The 19,153-nt window shown below is 49.6% G+C and carries 14 protein-coding genes and 1 pseudogene; 12 read left to right on the plus strand and 3 right to left on the minus strand.

The genetic code is table 11. The annotated features are described in order from the left end of the window. The 6 genes and pseudogenes from ACI1P2_RS29110 to ACI1P2_RS29135 all read left to right on the plus strand — a co-directional run. Positions 1–422 (plus strand): annotated as a pseudogene (locus tag ACI1P2_RS29110) (hypothetical protein); the annotation flags it as partial. Positions 423–896: 474 nt separating this feature from the next. Further along, positions 897–2,285 (plus strand): ABC transporter substrate-binding protein, encoded by a 1,389-nt coding sequence (locus tag ACI1P2_RS29115; RefSeq protein ID WP_355326655.1) that lies wholly within the window; start codon positions 897–899, stop codon positions 2,283–2,285. A 30-nt stretch (positions 2,286–2,315) separates the two neighbouring features. Next, the gene (locus tag ACI1P2_RS29120; protein ID WP_408976375.1) at positions 2,316–3,236 is read left to right on the plus strand and encodes a carbohydrate ABC transporter permease; all 921 of its coding nucleotides are present in this window, start codon (positions 2,316–2,318) and stop codon (positions 3,234–3,236) included. A 21-nt stretch (positions 3,237–3,257) separates the two neighbouring features. Next, positions 3,258–4,082 (plus strand): carbohydrate ABC transporter permease, encoded by an 825-nt coding sequence (locus ACI1P2_RS29125; RefSeq protein ID WP_355326658.1) that lies wholly within the window; start codon positions 3,258–3,260, stop codon positions 4,080–4,082. Positions 4,083–4,110: 28 nt separating this feature from the next. Continuing rightward, a complete protein-coding gene (locus ACI1P2_RS29130; protein ID WP_355326661.1) occupies positions 4,111–7,227 on the plus strand; it encodes an alpha-mannosidase in 3,117 nt (1,038 codons plus the stop codon). Positions 7,228–7,337: 110 nt separating this feature from the next. Then, entirely contained in the window at positions 7,338–8,459 is a 1,122-nt protein-coding gene (locus ACI1P2_RS29135; RefSeq protein ID WP_355326664.1) for a GntR family transcriptional regulator, read from the plus strand. Positions 8,460–8,535: 76 nt separating this feature from the next. Here ACI1P2_RS29135 and ACI1P2_RS29140 read toward each other — a convergent pair whose 3' ends face one another. Continuing rightward, the gene (locus ACI1P2_RS29140; protein ID WP_355326667.1) at positions 8,536–9,432 is read right to left on the minus strand and encodes a LysR family transcriptional regulator; all 897 of its coding nucleotides are present in this window, start codon (positions 9,430–9,432) and stop codon (positions 8,536–8,538) included. A 176-nt stretch (positions 9,433–9,608) separates the two neighbouring features. Between ACI1P2_RS29140 and zwf the strand changes: the two genes are divergently transcribed. The 3 genes from zwf to gndA all read left to right on the plus strand — a co-directional run bounded on the left by zwf (position 9,609) and on the right by gndA (position 13,357). After that, a complete protein-coding gene (gene zwf / locus ACI1P2_RS29145) occupies positions 9,609–11,123 on the plus strand; it encodes a glucose-6-phosphate dehydrogenase (protein WP_355326670.1) in 1,515 nt (504 codons plus the stop codon). Between the two features lie 41 nt (positions 11,124–11,164). Continuing rightward, positions 11,165–11,830, plus strand: a complete 666-nt coding sequence (gene fsa, locus ACI1P2_RS29150) for a fructose-6-phosphate aldolase (protein WP_355326673.1) — start codon at positions 11,165–11,167, stop codon at positions 11,828–11,830. Positions 11,831–11,941: 111 nt separating this feature from the next. After that, entirely contained in the window at positions 11,942–13,357 is a 1,416-nt protein-coding gene (gene gndA / locus ACI1P2_RS29155; protein ID WP_355326676.1) for an NADP-dependent phosphogluconate dehydrogenase, read from the plus strand. A gap of 284 nt (positions 13,358–13,641) precedes the next feature. Here gndA and ACI1P2_RS29160 read toward each other — a convergent pair whose 3' ends face one another. Then, complete coding sequence (locus ACI1P2_RS29160) at positions 13,642–14,553, minus strand: helix-turn-helix transcriptional regulator (RefSeq protein ID WP_408976376.1); 912 nt, start codon at positions 14,551–14,553, stop codon at positions 13,642–13,644. A gap of 94 nt (positions 14,554–14,647) precedes the next feature. Between ACI1P2_RS29160 and ACI1P2_RS29165 the strand changes: the two genes are divergently transcribed. The 3 genes from ACI1P2_RS29165 (at position 14,648) to ACI1P2_RS29175 (ending at position 17,667) form a co-directional block, all read left to right on the plus strand. Continuing rightward, positions 14,648–15,394, plus strand: a complete 747-nt coding sequence (locus ACI1P2_RS29165) for a sugar phosphate isomerase/epimerase family protein (protein ID WP_355326682.1) — start codon at positions 14,648–14,650, stop codon at positions 15,392–15,394. A gap of 63 nt (positions 15,395–15,457) precedes the next feature. Then, positions 15,458–16,552, plus strand: coding sequence for a Gfo/Idh/MocA family protein (locus ACI1P2_RS29170; protein ID WP_355326685.1), 1,095 nt, complete (start codon positions 15,458–15,460; stop codon positions 16,550–16,552). Between the two features lie 113 nt (positions 16,553–16,665). Further along, complete coding sequence (locus ACI1P2_RS29175) at positions 16,666–17,667, plus strand: Gfo/Idh/MocA family protein (RefSeq protein ID WP_355326688.1); 1,002 nt, start codon at positions 16,666–16,668, stop codon at positions 17,665–17,667. 224 nt (positions 17,668–17,891) lie between these two features. On the opposite strand, the gene ACI1P2_RS29180 is transcribed toward ACI1P2_RS29175, so the two are convergent. Then, entirely contained in the window at positions 17,892–19,007 is a 1,116-nt protein-coding gene (locus ACI1P2_RS29180) for an RNA-guided endonuclease InsQ/TnpB family protein (RefSeq protein WP_355326732.1), read from the minus strand. Positions 19,008–19,153 lie beyond the last annotated feature (146 nt).

Genomic DNA, 19,153 nt, shown 5'->3' on the forward strand with positions numbered 1-19,153 from the left:
CAATCCCGAGAATACCCTACTTTTTTATGATCCGACTAGATCACAAATATTGGTACACAAACAATTTTACACCGTCTTTTTGTGGATATTGTAATCTTATTGAGTTGAAAATTTCAAGTTTATTTGATGCAATAATTCCTCAAAAATCAAGAGATGTGTTTGAGGACATGTTCGACAGAAAGGACCCAGTAACTCGCTTTGAAATAGATCCTGGATACGGACATCTTAAAATTTTTGTGAAAAACAGAGGTAGGTCAACCATTACTTTTAGCCTAGTACATAAAGACAGCGGGAAATTATACATTACTAAGACTGTGGGCGCTGGTAAAAGTTTGCAGTGGAATAACTTGGACTCTTTTTCACAAGGGCTACGCTCAGGGAATTATGAAATGCAATGGAGAGCTGGCGGCGATATTGAATAATTAGCTAACGAAACAAGGAAAGCTTCAAGCCTCTTTATCCGGCCCAAGCTTTCCTTGTTTCGTATCTCAAGGTCAGGTTGTAGCTTGAAAAATCGAAAATTGTATTTACGTAAGAAATAAATTGTCGAATTTAATTGGGGTAAGAAACTTCCAGACAGTTGTAGGATGTCAGTTGCGAAAAGTGAGGACTAATCACTGTTTCAAAAAAAGTTATTGGAGAATAAAGAGAACGAAAACACCAAAAGGCATATTGACATATAACATCTATACCAAGTAGATTATTTATGTACCAGGTTTACCCAATCACATTAGAAAGTGAAGGGGGAGATGCAGTGCATACATAAATTCTATTCAAAGAAACTTGATAACTAACGTATTGCCCAGGCAGGAATAAATTTTTTTCTACAGAATTGTAAGCGTTTACTTCGTAAGGCAGGCTATTACCTATACCATTGCGGAAACGGGGAGATTCTGATGGGATTGAGCAGATACAAGAGATTGGCGGCAATTTGTTTGGTAACGGGGGGCTTATTGTTAAGCACGGCTTGCTCTAGTGGAGGCTCGGGTACGAATGCTGGCGGCGGGGAAAGTGATAAAAATGTAATCAGCATTACGTTCCGCTCCGGCGGAGGAGCCAATCAGGCCTTAACGCAGTGGCTGGAGCAGGAGGTCATTCCGGAATTCAAAAAAGCGCATCCGGATGCGGAAGTAAAGCTGTCACCGCTGAATGTGTCGGAAGGCGATTATTTTGCCAAGGTTGCTCTGATGCTGAAATCCGCCAATACGGCGCCGGATGTGGTGACAGAGGATACGTTCATGGTCAACTCGGATGCCAGCGCAGGTTATCTGGAGCCGCTGGATGACAAGGTGAAAGGCTGGAGCGAGTGGGAACAGTTTACCGAGAACGTCAAAAACGGGGTCATCGCCCAGGACGGCAAAGTATACGGAGTACCTTATAATACCGATGCCCGTGGGCTGTGGTATAACAAGGAACTGTTCCAGCAGGCTGGTCTTCCGGTTCCATGGGAACCCAAGACGTGGGATGACATTTTGACAGCCGCCAAAACGATCAAGGAAAAACTGCCTGCGGATGTCGTTCCGCTCTGGATGAACTCAGGCAAAGCGACCGGGGAAGCCACCTCCATGCAGACATTTGAAATGCTGCTGTACGGAACAGGAGACCCACTGTATGACACGGAGTCCAAGAAATGGATTGTGAAGAGCGAAGGGCTGACGAATACGTTCAAATTTATCGACCAGGTCTACAAGCAAAAGCTCGGGCCGAATCTGTCCCAGGTATTGAACGGTCAGGCGGGTGCGGTTGCTTACCAGCAGCTCATGCCGAAGGGCAAGCTGGCTATCGGTCTTGACGGTGTTTGGCAGATCGGCACCTGGGGCGAGGGCGGCTCTGCTCCATGGCCGGAGTCCAAGGATGTTATAGGTTTTGCAGCAATGCCGACGGAAAAAGGGCAGGCCCCCGGCTCTGTGTCCATGTCCGGCGGCTGGGCCTGGTCCATTCCGAAAAATTCGGACAATAAAGAACTGGCATGGGAATTTATCAAGGTCGCGTCCAACAAGGAGCACAATCTGTCCCTCCTGTTAAAGGAGAACAATCTGTCTCCACGCAGTGACGTATCCGAAGATCCGAAGTACCAGGCGATTCCTATGTTCAAGGAAGCCTCCGCTTTCCTGAAGAACACCCATTTCCGTCCGGCCGTGGATAAATATCCTTCAGTATCGACCCAGATTCAAACGCTGGTTGAGGATGTCGTCACAGGAAGATTGACACCTGAACAGGCTGCCGAGCAGTATCAGACGAATGTCACGAAAATTGTGGGCGAGGATCTTGTTACTACACGCTAACCAGCAGATGAACAAGAGAGGAGTGTTACTGTGGCTGCAAATCCGGCTGTTTCCGGAACGGTACGGACGGACCGCTCAGCCAAGCGGGATTATACGGCGCTCAGGTCGGTTCTGTTCTTATTTCCCGCGTGGCTGCTGCTGCTTGTCTTTTTTGCCGGACCGATTCTGTTGACGTTCTATTTTGCATTTACGAACCTGTCCTTGACGGGCACTGCTGCGCAAAACATACAGTTTGTCGGCTTCCAAAACTTCACGGCGATGTTCCAGGATCCGAATTTTCGGATCAGCATGGTGAATACAATCCTGTTTTTGCTGGCATCGGCTGTGCTGGGACAGCAGATTTTAGGGTTTATACTGGCCCTGCTCATGAAAGAAAGAAATCCGACATTCCGGCGTTTGATCGGCATTATCGTCATCGCGGGCTGGGTTACTCCGGAAATTGTGGTGGCCTTTTGCTGGGTAGCCTTTCTTAGCGATAACGGCACCTTGAATGCCATCCTCGGATATGCCGGGCTGCAGCCGGTAGCCTGGCTGTATACCTTCCCAATGGTGAGTGTGATCGTGGCTAATATATGGCATGGCACCGCTTTTTCCATGATGGTGTTCCAGGCTGCGCTCGATGATGTACCCAAAACGATTGAGGAAGCGGCGGTCATTGACGGCGCGAGCCGGTTCCAGGTGCTTACCCGGGTCGTTATCCCAACGGTCAAGGGCTCCATTGTAACGAACATGATTCTGGTGACGCTGCAGACGCTGGGCGTATTCACCCTGATCTATGCCATGACAGGAGGCGGGCCGGGTACGGCCACACAGACGCTGCCGATTTTTATGTATAATCAGGCTTTTGTCAATTATCAGCTTGGTTACGGTACAGCGATTTCCCTGATCCTGCTGCTGATCGGCATCCTGGCGAGCCTGGTGTACATGCGGTCCATGAACGTCAAAGTATAGGGAAAGGCGGGTGAATTCACGATGAATCGTTTTAAAGCTGAAAAAACCGTCCCCTATATCATTCTGACGCTTATAGGGGTGATGTTTCTGCTGCCGCTGCTGTGGGTGATTTTGGCTTCGGTTGACCCCGCTGCGCAGCAGGCTTTGAAAATTCCGAACTCCTTGACACTGCAAAATTTTACGTCGATCCTTACGGACCCTGCGAATATTCGCTCTTTTATCATCGGACTGCTTTTGTCCTTCGGGCAAGCCGTACTGGTCGTGGTCATCGCAGGGTTGGCGGCTTATCCGCTGTCGCGCTACAGTCTGAAGTACAAAAAGCCGTTTATGTACACCATTCTCTTCATGACCTCGCTGCCGATTACGGCGGTGATGGTACCTGTATATCAGCTGTTTATTTACTTGAAGCTGGACGACTCCATTATAGGCACAATGCTGTTTCTGACGGCATCCGGTCTGCCTTACGGGATATGGATGATGAAAAATTTCATGGATGCCGTGCCGCTTGAACTGGAGGAGTCCGCTTGGGTGGATGGCGCCGCGATATGGACAGGGCTGCGGAAAATTGTGGCCCCGTTGATGGTGCCAGGTATCTGTACTGTTGCTATTTTTACATTCTCAGGAAGCTGGGGCAACTTCTTCGTTCCCTACATTCTGATTCAGACACCGGAGAATTTCCCCGCTTCCGTCAGCATTTATCAGTTCTTCGGCAGCTACGGCATGGTGGAATACGGCAAGCTTGCGGCATTTTCGCTGATTTATACGATGCCGGCCGTTGTGTTGTATATCTTCTCACAGCGCTATATGTCAAAAGGATTCAGCCTCGGTGGTGCATCCAAGGGTTGAAGATTCAACGATGAAGGGAGCTGCACGTATGTTTTGGACGATTGAAAAGCTTGAACGCCGTATTCGTGAATTGAGCTCATGGCGTTATCGCAATATCCGGCCTATTGCCTCCTTCCAGGCTCAACTGGACAGGGAAGGAGCCGTAGGCCAGCGTCCTCCTCAAGAGGGAGAATGGTCTGTTATGAATACAGGAGACCGCTGGGAAGGGCGGGACAAATATATATGGATCAAGGCGGATGCCGAGATTCCGGCAGATTGGAAAAGTGAAAAAATCGTCGGTGTATTCGACATCGGTAAAACGGGCGGGGGCGGCAATTCCGGCTTTGAATCCCTGCTTTATCTGAATGGTGAGCCCTATCAGGGGGTGGACATGAATCATCAGGAGGTGTTCATCAGCGACGAGCTGGCGGGCACCAGTCTGCATCTGTGCTTCAGGCTGTGGTCGGGATTGGAGGGTGGCGGCAAACCGACAATTCAGGAGCATCAGATCAAAACGGCGTATATTGCTTGTCTGGATACAAGGACAGATGATTTGTACTTTACGGCCAAAGCCGCTCTTGATACTGTCAATTATTTGCCGGAGACGCAGCCGGAAAGGCAAACGTTGTTAAAAGCCCTGGATCAGGCTTTTCTGTTGCTCGACTGGTCCGCTCCGGGAACGGATGCGTTCTACGAGAGCGTATACCGTGCGGGCTCCAGTTTAAATGAAGCGATTGAGAAAATTCCGAAGCATTACCCGGTCACTGTGACCTGTATCGGCCATACGCACATCGATGTGGCATGGCTGTGGCGGTTGAAACACACCAGGGAAAAGGCCGCCCGTTCCTTCTCGACCGTGCTGCGGCTGATGGAGCTTTTTCCGGAATATATCTTTCTTCAGACTCAGCCGCAATTGTACGATTATATCCGGAAGGATTACCCGGACCTTTACGAACAGCTCGGTAAGCGGGTGCAGGAAGGGCGCTGGGAGACGGACGGAGGCATGTGGCTGGAGGCGGACTGCAACCTCACTTCCGGTGAATCGTTGGTAAGGCAGCTGCTCTATGGAACAAAATTTTTCCGGGAACAGTACGGCAGGGAATGCGAATATTTATGGCTCCCTGATGTATTCGGATATAGCTGGGCCTTGCCGCAGATTTTGGTCAAATCGGGAATCCGCACATTTATGACGACCAAAATCAGCTGGAGCCAGTTCAACAAAATGCCGCATGATACGTTTAAATGGCGGGGCATTGACGGCACGGAAATTCTCACCCATTTTATTACGACACCTGAAGACGAGTATTGGTTCTATACCTACAACGGGCGCATTACACCCCGTACTGTGAAGGGAAGCTGGGAGGTGTACCGCGACAAGGCGGTGAACCAGGAGCTGCTGCTCTCCTACGGCTATGGGGACGGAGGAGGCGGTGTCAACCGCGAGATGCTGGAAATGCGCAGACGGCTGGATCGGATGCCCGGCCTGCCGGCAGTGAAGACGGGAAGAGCGGACGAATTTTTTGCCCGTCTATATGAAACGGTCGAGCATACGGACCAGTATGTGCACACCTGGGACGGCGAGCTGTACCTGGAGTACCATCGCGGCACCTACACGAGCCAGGCATACAACAAGCGCATGAATCGGAAAATGGAGCTGCTGCTGCGTGAAACGGAATGGAGAAGCGTATTGCAAAGCGTCGTGTCTGGTGACTGGTCAGCCTATCCGGCGCGGGAGCTTGAGGATAGCTGGAAAATCGTGCTGCGCAACCAGTTCCATGACATTATTCCAGGCTCATCGATCCGGGAGGTGTACGAGGACAGCAGGGCCGAATACGAAGAGGCTGAACGTCTCGCAAGCGGGGCTCTGTCGGAAGCGGTCAAAGGGCTCATAAATGGAGATGATCCGCGATCTTTTACCGTCTTCAATTCCGGCTCCTGGAGCCGCAGAGGTATCGTTCAGGTTGCCGGCCAGGGCGGTGAAGAGCTGGTCTGGAAAAATGAGAACGGTGCCCTCTTGCAGTCCCAGCAGACCGCCGATGGGAGCTGGCTCGTGCAGCTGGAACAGATCCCGTCAATGGGAGCTACAGTCATTACCTGCGAACAAGGTGAAGAGAAACAGGATGATTCTGTATTCCGGATCACGAACAACTCTGTTATAACTCCTTATTATGAAGTTACATGGAATGAGAACGGCCAATTGACCCGCATTTTTGATGTGAAAAACGGGCGAGATGTGCTGGCTCCAGGGGCCAGAGGCAATGTGCTGCAGGTATTCGAGGATAAACCGATGCAGTATGATGCCTGGGATATCGAAATTTATTACCAGGAGAAGATGAAGGAAATTACCGAATTAACCGGGTGCAACGTCATCGAGAACGGGCCGGTCCGCACCGTCATTCAGTTCATCTGGTCGTATAACCGGTCCGTGATCACACAGAATATGGTTCTGTATACAGTCAGCCCACGTATCGATTTTGAAACACACATCGATTGGCACGAGCAGGATCAGCTGTTGAAAGCGGCCTTCACCGTGGATGTGCGGGCAACGGAAGCGACCTATGACATTCAGTACGGCAACGTCAAGCGGCCGACTCATTGGAATACGAGCTGGGACTACGCGCGCTTTGAAACGGTGGGTCATCAATGGGCGGATCTGTCTGAAACCGGTTATGGAGTCAGCCTGCTGAATGATTGCAAATACGGTCATGATATCAAGGACAATGTGATGCGCCTGACTCTGCTGAAATCGGCGACTTACCCGGATGTGCAGGCGGATCAGGGCGAGCATGTATTTACGTATGCACTGCTTCCGCATGCATCCGGCTGGTATGAGGGCGGGACGGTCCGGGAAGCATGGGATCTCAATAACCCGCTTACCGCTATCGAGGGACGGACCGCCAGCCTGTCCATGTTCTCGCTGAACTGTGATCACGTCATGATCGATGCCGTTAAAAAAGCGGAAGAAGGCGAGCATGTCGTCGTTCGGCTGCATGAATTTGCAGGGGCTAGAGGACGGGTGGAGATCAGCAGCGGGTTGAACGTCGTCTCCTGGCAGGAGTGCGATCTGCTGGAGAGAGCCGCAGACGGCGCTCCCGAGCAAGGGCCATTCTCCTTTGACATCAAGCCCTATGAAATCAAAACCTTTCTCATACAGCTAAAAAAATAAACGAGCCAACAGCCCTTCCGGTATAATAGAGAGGTAATTATACTTGAAGGGCTCTTTAAAATAGAGAGGGATGCGCCCGATTCCCGATAGGCTATGAGGTGGAGGCTGGGATGAAAGCTTTATATGAACAAGTATACCAGGCATTGAAGCAGGACATCGTGTCCGGAAAATACAAGGCAGGCGACCGTGTTCCATCGGAAAAGGAGCTGTCTGAAGACTTCCGCGTCAGCCGGATTACAAGCAAGAAAGCATTGGAGAAATTGGTTGAGGACGGTACAGTATACCGGCAGCGAGGAAAAGGCACATTCGTGTCGGGAGATCAGGGGGCAAGCCGGATCGTGCAGGACAACGAGCGCAAACCGCTGTTTGGTCTGATCGTGACCGCCTTCGACGATACCTATGGAACGAAGCTTATTTCAAGTATTGAGGAAGCCTCTGACGGCAAATGCTTCGTGATTTTGAAGCGTTCCCTGGGGCAGCCTGCCAAAGAGGAAAAAATGATCAAAGAGCTGCTGGAATTCGGCGTTGACGGGCTTCTTATTTATCCGGCGGAAGCGGAGCATTACAGCTCGGAAATTTTAAAAATGGTGGTCAACCGCTTTCCGTTTGTCCTGATCGACAGATGCTTCAAGGGGGTCGCCGCGACCTCTGTGTCCACTGATAATACAGCGGCCGCCAAAATGGGAGTGGAATACTTATTTGGCCTGGGTCACGTGCATATCGGAATTGTGTCGCCGCGTCCGATCGGAATTACGACGGTGGAAGACCGTTTGGACGGGATCGTGCAGGCCTATGCGGAGAGAAACGCGGTCGTGGACAGGCAGCTGTGGCTTACCGCGATCGAGAGCACTCAGCCCTCCTCCGGTGCAACGATGGATCAGGATATCGAGCTAATCAAAAGGCATCTGGTGCGCAATCCACACATCACCGCCTTATTCGCCATGGAGTATAATATCGCGGTTTTGGCCAAGAGAGCGGCAGAGCAACTCGGTCTGCGCGTCCCTGAGGATCTGTCCATTTTATGCTTTGACGGGCCGGAGCCCAGCCTGCAGAGCTGGAATTTCACCCGTATTCTCCAAGACGAGAAGGCGCTCGGCGAACTTGCCATCCAGAGACTTCTCGATATGATGGAGGGCGAGTTCATCAATCGGCAGGATTTCCTCCCTGCAACGCTGGTGGAAGGAAACAGTGTCCTCTCAAATACTGCCGCCAGCAAGTCGGTGTCTTCATGAACATGAACGATACAGAAGGACAGACCGCTTAACCTTAACCAAGGCAAGCGGTCTTTTAGCGTTAATTATATTGGCATTAATCACATAAATCCTTTTCCAGCAGAAGTTCAATGAATTTGTTGGCCGCACTGGACAACGGCAAGTTCTGCATGGTCATGATGCCCACGCGCGAAGGAGGCAGCTTCACGTCCAACTGAATTTCGAACAGGGATCCCTCCTCAAGCTCCTTTGTCACAAACTCTCTGGTCACGTAGGATATTCCGAGGCCGCGCCGCGCAAACTCGATGAGCAGATCCACACTTCCGACCTCGATATCCGGCTTCAGATGGTAGCCGTAGCTTTCGAACAGCTCCGTAATGCCCACCCGTACCCGGCTGTTGCGTGAGAACAATATGACCGGGTACTGCTGCAGCTTTTCCAATGGCAAAACCTCGTGTTTCAGCTCGTTATACCGCTCTCCCGCCACAAAGCACTCCCTCAACTGAAAGCTTTCCTTGACGTCCAATTGGGGATCAACAATCGGCATGCGCACAACGCCCAAATCAATTCTGCCTTCTTTAAGAAAAGAGATAATTTCCGGAGTCGTCCCGTGGTTGAGCTGCAATCTGACTTCAGGGTACTGTTCATGGAATTTCTCTATGAAAGGAAGCAGATAATGCTTGAACAGCGATTCACTGCCGCCGACCCGCAGCTCGCCGCTCTCCAGATTTTTCAGCGCAGCCATTCTTTCCTCGGCCAAAGTGATTAAAATTTGCGATTGCTCGATATAGGAATATAGAACAGCACCCTCCTGCGTAAGAATCACGCCTTTGGCATTTCTGTGAAACAGCGTGATGCCGAAGCTGTCCTCCAACTGCTTGATTGCATGGCTGACGCTGGGTTGGGTGAGATACAAAGCCTTGGCTGCCTGGGACAGGCTGCCTGTTTTGGCCGCCCAATAAAAAACTTTGTAAAGCTCATAATTTATACTCATAAATGTGATCTATATCTCCTCTTAAATTTATCAATTACTTATATGGCTTCTAAAAGTATTATAGTAGAACCAGAAAGAACAAACCAGAGCTTGCCAAAAAACAACCGTCAATGAAAAGCAGCATAGTCACCTTTGCCACGCGGGAGATAAGCAGCTCTTTGGAAGGAGTAAGGAAGATGGAGCCAACAACCTTTATTTTGTTTGGAGCAACAGGCGATCTTGCCAAAAGAAAAATATATCCCGCTTTATATAATCTGTTCATCGATCAGAAGCTGCCGAAGTCCTTTTCCCTGATTGGACTTGGACGGAGAGAATGGTCTGATGAAACCTTCCAGGCGAATGTCGAGCAGTCGCTGCGCGAATTCTCCAGACGGGAAGGGGCGGATGGAGCCAAAATCAAGCAATTTGTGCAGGCGTTCCGTTTCAGCGTGCTGGATATCGGCCGTAAAGAAGATTACGAAAAGCTGCTGCAGCTGGTGGAGAAGCGGGAGCATGAATTGGGCATTCCGCAAAATCGTCTCTTTTACCTGTCTGTTGGACCTGAGTTTTTCGAACCGATCGCAGCCAACATTCAGGCAAGTGGACTTGGTTCAACCCAAGGCTGGAAACGCCTTGTCATTGAAAAGCCGTTTGGCCATGATCTCAAGTCGGCCCGCGAGCTTCAGGAGAACCTGAGTAAATCATTCTCGGAAGACGAAGTGTACCGTATTGACCACTATCTCGGCAAACCGATGGTGCAGGGACTTGAAACGCTGCGGGCAACGAACCCTGTCCTGCAGGCCCTGCTGAAAAACCGCTATATCTCCAACGTCCAGATTACCGCCAATGAAACGGTGGGCGTGGAAGAAAGAGCGGGTTATTATGATCATGTAGGCGCGCTGCGCGACATGTTCCAAAACCATATGCTGCAGCTGCTCATGATGACGGCGATCCAGCTTCCGCATGACAGCACCATTGATCAGATGCGCGAGAAGAAGAAACAGGTCGTCAAAGCTCTGGAGCCGATCCGCAAGCAGGATGTCAGTCTGAATATCATCCGCGGCCAATACCGGGAAGGAAGCATCAAGGGTGTGCCGGTAGCCGGTTATACCTCCGAGCACGGAATTGCCCCGGATTCCATGAACGATACCTTTATCGCGGCGAAATTGCAGATCGATGATTATTTCTGGAAGGGCGTTCCTTTCTACATTCGCACAGGCAAAAGAATGAAAGAGAAGTCCACACGGATTGTCATCGAATTTAAAGATCCGTTAGCGCAATTGGGTTCAGCCAAGGACAGCTCCTTGCGGCCAAATCTGCTCGTCATCGAGATGAGTCCGGATGAAAGCATCACGCTGCAGTTGAATATGAACGATCCTCAACATAAAGGGGAGATCAAGCCTGCGAATATCGAGCTGCACTCGAGCCGGGCGGATCTGCCGGAGGCGTATGAAAACCTGATTTATGACGCGATCAATGGCGATGCAACGTATTTTGCCCATTGGGACGAAGTTGAATTGTCCTGGCAGTGGGTGCAGCCGATCCTGGAAACCTTCGAGGAAAATCTCGTTCCGCTGTATCCTTATGCGGCAGGCAGCTACGGACCCGCCGAAGCGGATAAGCTGCTCGCAAGGGACGGCCATCACTGGTGGTTTGACTCCAAAGATGAAGAGAACATCAAAAGCACTGAATATTCCCTGGTAACCCCTTAATTTATATATATTAATCACATACTTATTGGAGGTAATTTACAATGAAATTTTTTGTAGACACTGCAAACCTGGAAGACATTAAGAAAGCATACAAAATCGGCGTTTTGTCCGGTGTAACAACAAACCCTTCCCTCGTAGTTAAAGAAGGCGTATCCTTTGAAAAACGGATTGAAGAAATTTTGCAGGCTGTGCCTGAGGTGGAATCGGTATCCGCAGAGGTTACTCCTGATGCGGTAACCGCCGAAGAAATGATTGCCCAGGCTGAAGAGCTGATCAAAATCAACAACAACGATAAAAACATTACCATCAAGCTGCCTATGACACTGCCTGGCCTTGAGGCTTGCCGCTACCTGACGAAAAAAGGCGTGAAAACGAACGTAACGCTGATTTTCACATCTAACCAGGCTCTGCTGGCTGCTCGCGCAGGCGCTACCTATGTTTCTCCATTCCTGGGCCGCCTGGACGATATTTCGGAAGATGGTGTGCAGCTGATTGTCAAAGTTGCTGAACTGTTCCGTATCCACAACCTGGATGCGCAAATTATCGCGGCTTCCGTCAGACATCCGGACCACGTTACCCGTGTAGCTATGGCCGGCGCTCATATCGCTACTGTTCCGTTCTCCGTCATCGAACAAATCTCCAAGCATCCATTGACAGATCAAGGTCTGGAGAAATTTGCGGCTGACTGGAAAAAAGCAGTTCAGTAAGCATCATTCAACACATCCGAAATTCAGACGGTGCGGCGGCCGTGCTTAAACAGAAAGGCCGCCAGACACATCGTCTTTAATATAGATTAATTAAGAAAAGAGGATAGGACTATGAGCAAACAACAAATTGGTGTCGTTGGTCTGGCGGTCATGGGTAAAAACCTGGCCCTGAATATCGAAAGCAAGGGATTCTCGGTCTCTTTATATAACCGTTCTGCCGAAAAAACGAAGGAGCTTTTGGAAGAAAGCCCGGGGAAAAACTTTGCGGGTACATACAGCATCGAAGAATTTGTTCAATCTCTCGAAGTACCCCGCAGAATATTAATTATGGTTAAAGCTGGACAGCCAACAGATGACACGATCAATCAGCTGGTGCCTCACCTGGATCAGGGAGACATTCTGATTGACGGCGGCAATGCCTATTTCCCTGATACGCAAAGAAGAAATAAAGAATTGTCGGACAAAGGAATTCGCTTTATTGGGGCGGGTGTGTCCGGCGGCGAAGAGGGCGCATTAAAGGGTCCTGCCATCATGCCTGGCGGCCAGAAGGAAGCGTATGAGCTGGTAGAGCCTATCCTGACAGCCATTTCCGCGAAAGTGAATGGGGATGCTTGTTCGACCTATATCGGACCGGACGGCGCCGGCCACTATGTGAAAATGGTGCATAACGGCATCGAGTACGGCGATATGCAGCTGATCGGGGAAGCGTACCACATCCTGAAGGATGTATTGAATGTGAGCACCAACGAGCTGCATGAAATCTTCTCCGAATGGAACAAAGGCGAGCTGGACAGCTACCTGATCGAAATTACGGCTGACATTTTCTCCAAGACTGACCCTGAAACCGGCAAACCGATGGTTGATGTGATTCTCGATTCTGCAGGCCAAAAGGGAACAGGCAAATGGACCAGCCAAAGCTCTCTGGATCTTGGTGTACCGCTCTCCATTATTACGGAATCCGTATTCTCCCGCTTCATCTCGGCCATGAAGGAAGAGCGTGTGGCGGCAAGCAAAAAGTTGAACGGTCCTGCTGCGGCAAACTATGACGGCGATGCCAAAGAACTTATCGAGGCAGTCCGCAAAGCGCTGTATGCGAGCAAAATCGCTTCCTATGCGCAAGGCTTTGCACAAATGAGAGCCGCATCCGAAGAATATAACTGGAACCTCGACTATGGCAAAATTGCGATGATCTTCCGCGGCGGCTGCATTATCCGCGCCAGATTCCTGCAAAACATCAAGGATGCATATGACCGCAACCCTGAGCTGAAAAACCTGTTCCTGGACGATTACTTCGGCGGAGTAATTGAAAGCTATCAGGAAGCATGGAGAAAAGTTGTAGCGATTGCCGTAACAAGAGGCATTCCGGTTCCTGCTTTCGCATCCGCTCTGGCTTATTATGACAGCTATCGTTCCGAGCGTCTGCCAGCCAACCTGCTGCAGGCTCAACGCGACTACTTCGGAGCCCATACCTTCCAGCGGACAGACCGCGAAGGAACGTTCCATTTTCAATGGATGGATAAAAACTGAGTATAGATAAATGAAAATAAACTCCTACAGATGATCATGGATTCAAAGGTGATTATTTGTAGGAGTTTTTCGACTGAATGTGGTCACCACCACACTTTTATTTGCCCGCAGAGAATTCGCCTTTGGATGCGCGACCAGTCTTATGGAAGGTTACCGCTAAAGTGCTGGGGCATAAAGGGTATTACAACAATTTCGGGGATGAATTCAGACAGAAGAATAATTTTGAGACCAGAGGTCGCCTAATTGAAACCTGTGCTACTCGCTGAAAAGCCTGACTCCACGTGTCAGGCTTTTCCTTTTTTACGGAAATGGTAGGGAGAAATATCTTTGTATTTTCTGAACTGCTGGATGAAATAGCTGGAGCTAGAAAAACCGACTTCCAGCGCGATATCGGTCATGCTTTTATCTGTTGTGAGGAGGAGTTTCTCCGCCTCGGTAATCCGGATGTAGCTCAAATAATTGGTGAATGTTTTGCCCATGATTGCCTTGAATCTTCTGGAAAAATAGCTGTAGCTCATATTGCACAGGCGGGCGGCGGTTTGGGCATTAATATCGTTCATATAGTTATAGTCGATATATTCGAACACTTTCTGCAGCATCTGGTAGTCGCTGTCATTCAGCGAATGCGCCACCTCCCAGTTCCAATGCTGGTGGCGGGTCTGGCGCAGGAACCATAAAAAAACGCGGCAGATGAGGGTACGCACGGCAAGCTCGAAGCCAAAGCTTTTGGCGCTGAATTCATTGTAAATCTCCCAGATCATGCCGGGAATTGGCGTATCGTTAATTTCTGGCTCGGTAAAAACTCGCTGACTACTGGATTCGGCTAGGGTAAACGGCAGAATATATTTTGATTCCAGAATGGTCCGGGAAGTCGAATACAGAATCTCGGGATCAAATTTAACGACGATATAAGAGACCTTGTCATCCAAGGAATAAATCGAATGCGTTTCATGGGAATGAATCAGAATCAGATCGCCTTGCCCAAGGACATGGCATTTGCCTCCCAAATAAACCTTGGCCTTGCCGGAAAGAAAATATAAGATTTCAATATACAGATGCCAGTGGGGTTCCACAAGGCAGCGCGGCTCTTTACCGAAGTGGATCATGCTTTCATAAGGATAGTGGATCGACCCGGATTGGGACCGGTTGGATTCAAAATACGGCTCGGTCATCATTTCAGCACCTCGATTAACCATGACAAATATTTTATACTTTCGAATAGCTTCATTGTATTACTTCTGAGTCGATTTTGATATCCTTACCTTACTTGTTAAGGAAGGAGGTATTTCAATGGAGAATGTAGCGCTGCAGCTCTATTCGATCAAAGAATTTACGAGTGAGGATTTTTTGGGCACGCTGAAAAAGGTGGCGGAAATAGGGTATGACGGCGTTGAGTTCGCCGGGTATTTTGGCACATCGGCTGCGCAGCTGAAGACGGCATTGGATGAATACGGACTGCGGGCCGCGGGCAGCCATATCGGCATGCCTGACCTTGTGAAGCGGTTGGAGGAAATGATCGAATATTCGCTTGTCATCGGCAGTCCTTACATTATTTGTCCGGGGCTTCCCGAAGAATTGCGTGAAAACGCTGACAGCTATAAGCGGGCAGCCGAAATCTTCGATCGGATCGGTGAACGCTGCAAAGAGCAGGGCCTTCGCTTCGGCTACCACAACCACGGCTTCGAATTCCAAAAGCATGACGGCCTGACAGGCCTCGAACTGCTTGCAAGCAACACACGGCCTGAGCATATGTTCCTGGAGCTGGATACATATTGGGCTGAGTATGCGGGCTTTAGCGCCGCGGATTGGATTGAATCGTTCAAAGACCGCTGCCGTATTTTGCATATCAAGGATATGAAAAGCGAGCAGGATAAACGGAATACGGAGATCGGCTCCGGCATCTTGGACTTCAAGGCAATTACGGCGGCCGGCAAACGTAGTGGTGTGGAATGGTACACGGTGGAGCAGGAGGAATACGAGATTCCCCAGCTGGAATCGATCGAAACCAGTCTTACCTTTCTTCGACAAATATTATAAACAAAATGTCTATCGAAGCACCTTCACAGAAGAACAATGAAAACCAAGGAGATGACCAAGCCAATGACTATACAGGAACAAAAAATATTACGTGTCGGCATTATCGGCTGCGGCGGAATCGCTAACGGCAAACATATACCAAGTCTGAGTGCCCAGGAAAACGTCGAACTGGTGGCATTCTGCGATATTATCGAGGAGCACGCAATCGAATCAGCCCGCAAAATCGGCCGGGAGGATATCGCCATATATACGGATTATAAAGAATTGCTTAAAGATGAGAGCATCGATTTGATTCATGTGTGCACACCTAACAAATCCCACTCCTTTATTACGATCGATGCCTTGGAAGCTGGAAAACACGTCATGTGCGAAAAACCTATGGCTAAAACGGCCAAAGAAGCCAGAGCGATGCTGGAAACCGCGAAACGCACAGGCAAAAAGCTCACCATCGGCTATGACAACCGCTACCGGCCGGATTCGCTGCTGCTAAAAAAAATAGCAGAACGCGGCGATTTGGGCGATATTTATTTTGCCAAAGCCCATGCGATCCGCAGACGTGCCGTACCGACTTGGGGCGTATTCTTGAACGAAGAGGAACAGGGGGGTGGCCCGCTGATCGACATCGGCACCCATGCGCTTGATTTGACCTTGTGGCTGATGGACAACTATAAGGTGAAAAGCGTTGTCGGGAATGTGTACCATAAACTCGGCGGCAAAAAAGACGCTGCGAATGCATTCGGTCCATGGGATCCGGAGAAGTTTACCGTCGAAGATTCGGCATTTGGTTTCATTACGATGGAAAACGGCGCAACCGTTGTGCTGGAATCCAGTTGGGCGCTGAACACCCTGGACGTAGGCGAGGCCAGATCTACGTTGTGCGGAACCGAGGCTGGTGCTGATATGCGCGACGGGTTGCGGATCAACGGGGAAGAGCTCGGCCAACTGTATACGAAACTGCCTGAACTGAATACGGGCGGAGTCGCATATTTTGACGGGAAATCGGAAAGCCAAGCTGCCCGCGAGTGCAGACTTTGGATCGAGAGTATCCTATCCGGTACCGAACCGATGGTGAAACCGGAACAGGCGCTTGTTGTAACGGAAGTGTTGGAAGCGATCTACGAGTCGGCGCGAACGGGGAAAACGGTCTATTTTGAATAGGATTGAATAGGAAAAAGCTCACCTTATGATGTAAGAGAGAGTGAGCTTTTTCTCATCGGAGCTGAGGTTTTAAATACTTGATATCCAAATCTTAAACATTGAGGTGGCTGGAAATGATCAGAATCGGAAAAATTAGCTATTGGCATGTTCATGCATGGGATTATACCAAGCAGGCGGGGGCGCATTCTGATACCGAAATCGTAGCGGTTTGGGATGAAAATCAGGAGCGGGGTAAAGAAGCTGCAGATCAGCAAGGTGTGGCGTTTTATGCTTCTTTGGATGAAATGCTCGCGCTGGATGACATCGATGCGGTCATTGTGGATGCTCCAACCCATATGCACCGCGATGTGATATTGAAGGCGGCTGCCGCAGGCAAGCATATTTTTACCGAAAAGGTGCTGGCGCCGACGCTGCATGAAGTGAACGAAATATTGGATGCCGTGGACCGTAACAAGGTGAAGTTGACCGTGTCGCTGCCAAGGCTGAACGACGGCTACACACTGGCGATTCGCGACATTCTGGATCAGGAGCTGCTCGGCCAGGTCACTCAAGTGAGAGTCCGCTTATCCCATAACGGGGCGACAGCGGGCTGGCTGCCATCCTCTTTCTACAAGCTGGAAGATTGCCTGGGCGGTGCTTTGATTGATCTGGGCTGCCATCCGATGTATTTGACAAGGCTGTTCCTGCAGCAGGATGTGGAGGAAGTGAAGGCGGAGTTTGGCTATGTTACGGGAAAAGAAGTAGAGGATAACGCCGTTGCAACGCTGTCGACGCCATCGGGTGCGATCGGAATTGTTGAAGCGGGGTTCGTGAACAACTTCTCTCCATTCAGTGTCGAAATTCATGGGACGGAAGGTTCGATTCTCTACGGAACGCCGGATGAAAAGCTGTTGATCCGCACTTCGCGGAAAGAAGAATATAAGGATGCTTGGGTAGAACTTCCGGTTCCAGGACCACGGGAGAGTGCGTTTGAGCAATGGATTAGTCATATTCAGCAAGATACCACGGCTGATGAGAATGTGGCTTATGCCGTTGAACTGACCAAGCTCATGGAAGCGGCTAACCAGTCGGCGCGCGAGCATCGCGGCATCCGGCTGTCCGAGCTGCAAGGCTAAGTGAATAAAAGCATAACGTATATAAATGGAATTAGGGAATGTGCCTTGTCAACAACTCATGACTAAAGTCACGAGCTTGTCTCTGCCTACTTCGTAGACAGTGCTTGCGTTTCACACAAGCCTTTTAGACTTATTCCTAACCGGTAGTGCAAACGCACCTCGTGGTGCTCCTACCTTAGCGTGTTGGAACATCAGGACGGCTGACCTCGCCCCTACAACAAGAGTTATACTCCTGCTGTAACTGTACCGATGTACTCGATTCCTTTGCGATACAGGTTCATGGCACCAATTCGGTCATCATTCGAACGATAGTGACAGGTTCGGCATTCAAAGCTATGCGTCTTTTTATTTCGATTGGCTCGTTCAATATGTGAGCATTTCGGGCAGGTTTGAGAAGTGTATTTAGGGTCTAATGCGATGACTCGTTGGCCGTTCAGTCGAGCCTTGTACTCCAACATTTCACGGAACTGGTGAAATGCCCAGGATACCGACACATACCGATGGCGAACACGTACTTTTTCAGTTGCGGAACGAACATGCTTTAAATTTTCGATCACAAAAAGGGTCCCTTTCGGGTACGTTTCAACGAGTGCCTTCGTTACTTGATGGTTAACATCCGTAACATAACGGTTTTCTCTTGAACCGATCTGCTTGAGTCGTTTACGAGCCGATGGGGTTTGTCTCATCTGAAGTTGTTTGCGTAAGGCTTTATACTGGCCCCGTTTGTGTTTCATCGTTCGACCAGGATAAAACGTTGTCTGGCTTTGACTGTCGTATGTAGTGGCAAGAAAGTTGATTCCCAGGTCAATTCCTACCATGTGATTGACCTTTGTAAGATCCAATTCAGGGAACTCCTTGGTCATGGAAATATGCAAAAACCACTTCTTGTGTTTGTACACGAGCTTGGCCGTGCCCCATTTCCATGTCCCGTCAAAGAAGTGCTGCATGCCTTGTTTTTTGTAGCGGAGCTTCACTCGTCCGTCCAGTGTGTTTACGCTAAACCGATCAACGTTCAAAGAGTAATCTCGATGCCGTACCAGATCATATTCAGGTCGTTTGAATTGGACCAGGTTCCAATCGTGCCCGTTGGACCGAGCAGAGGTATAACGGGCGACGACGGTTTTGATCACCGATTGCGCCATTTGACTTTTCAAACCAAAACGACTTCGCAGCTCTCGATAATACAAGTCATGGAGTGCACGCTGACGTAATTCTTTGGTTTGAAAGACCATTGCAGAAAGATAGTTACATGCTTCATGGTAGGCATGGATGGTCTTGGTGAGCATTTCTGTATGCTCATGCGGGACATCGATTTGGATTTTTGCTGTAATGGTGGGTATCGGATTCACCTCTTTTCACTGCCTTCAATATAGCACACTATGTTAAATTCTCATGACGAAAGGAGGAAGCATGGAACTTTCGGCTTTCGAGCTACCAATGGTAGCCCTTATGCCGAGCGCAATTCCTCACACGGCTGAATTAGAGT

Source organism: Paenibacillus jiangxiensis (assembly GCF_046098255.1).
GTDB lineage: Bacteria > Bacillota > Bacilli > Paenibacillales > Paenibacillaceae > Paenibacillus > Paenibacillus jiagnxiensis.

Coding starts and splice junctions, on each gene's coding strand:
- ACI1P2_RS29170 (WP_355326685.1), top strand. CDS start 15,458: ATGACTATACAGGAACAAAAAATATTACGTGTCGGCATTATCGGCTGC.
- zwf (WP_355326670.1), top strand. CDS start 9,609: ATGGAGCCAACAACCTTTATTTTGTTTGGAGCAACAGGCGATCTTGCC.
- ACI1P2_RS29130 (WP_355326661.1), top strand. CDS start 4,111: ATGTTTTGGACGATTGAAAAGCTTGAACGCCGTATTCGTGAATTGAGC.
- ACI1P2_RS29125 (WP_355326658.1), top strand. CDS start 3,258: ATGAATCGTTTTAAAGCTGAAAAAACCGTCCCCTATATCATTCTGACG.
- ACI1P2_RS29175 (WP_355326688.1), top strand. CDS start 16,666: ATGATCAGAATCGGAAAAATTAGCTATTGGCATGTTCATGCATGGGAT.
- ACI1P2_RS29115 (WP_355326655.1), top strand. CDS start 897: ATGGGATTGAGCAGATACAAGAGATTGGCGGCAATTTGTTTGGTAACG.
- ACI1P2_RS29165 (WP_355326682.1), top strand. CDS start 14,648: ATGGAGAATGTAGCGCTGCAGCTCTATTCGATCAAAGAATTTACGAGT.
- ACI1P2_RS29160 (WP_408976376.1), bottom strand. CDS start 14,553: ATGGTTAATCGAGGTGCTGAAATGATGACCGAGCCGTATTTTGAATCC.
- fsa (WP_355326673.1), top strand. CDS start 11,165: ATGAAATTTTTTGTAGACACTGCAAACCTGGAAGACATTAAGAAAGCA.
- ACI1P2_RS29135 (WP_355326664.1), top strand. CDS start 7,338: ATGAAAGCTTTATATGAACAAGTATACCAGGCATTGAAGCAGGACATC.
- gndA (WP_355326676.1), top strand. CDS start 11,942: ATGAGCAAACAACAAATTGGTGTCGTTGGTCTGGCGGTCATGGGTAAA.
- ACI1P2_RS29140 (WP_355326667.1), bottom strand. CDS start 9,432: ATGAGTATAAATTATGAGCTTTACAAAGTTTTTTATTGGGCGGCCAAA.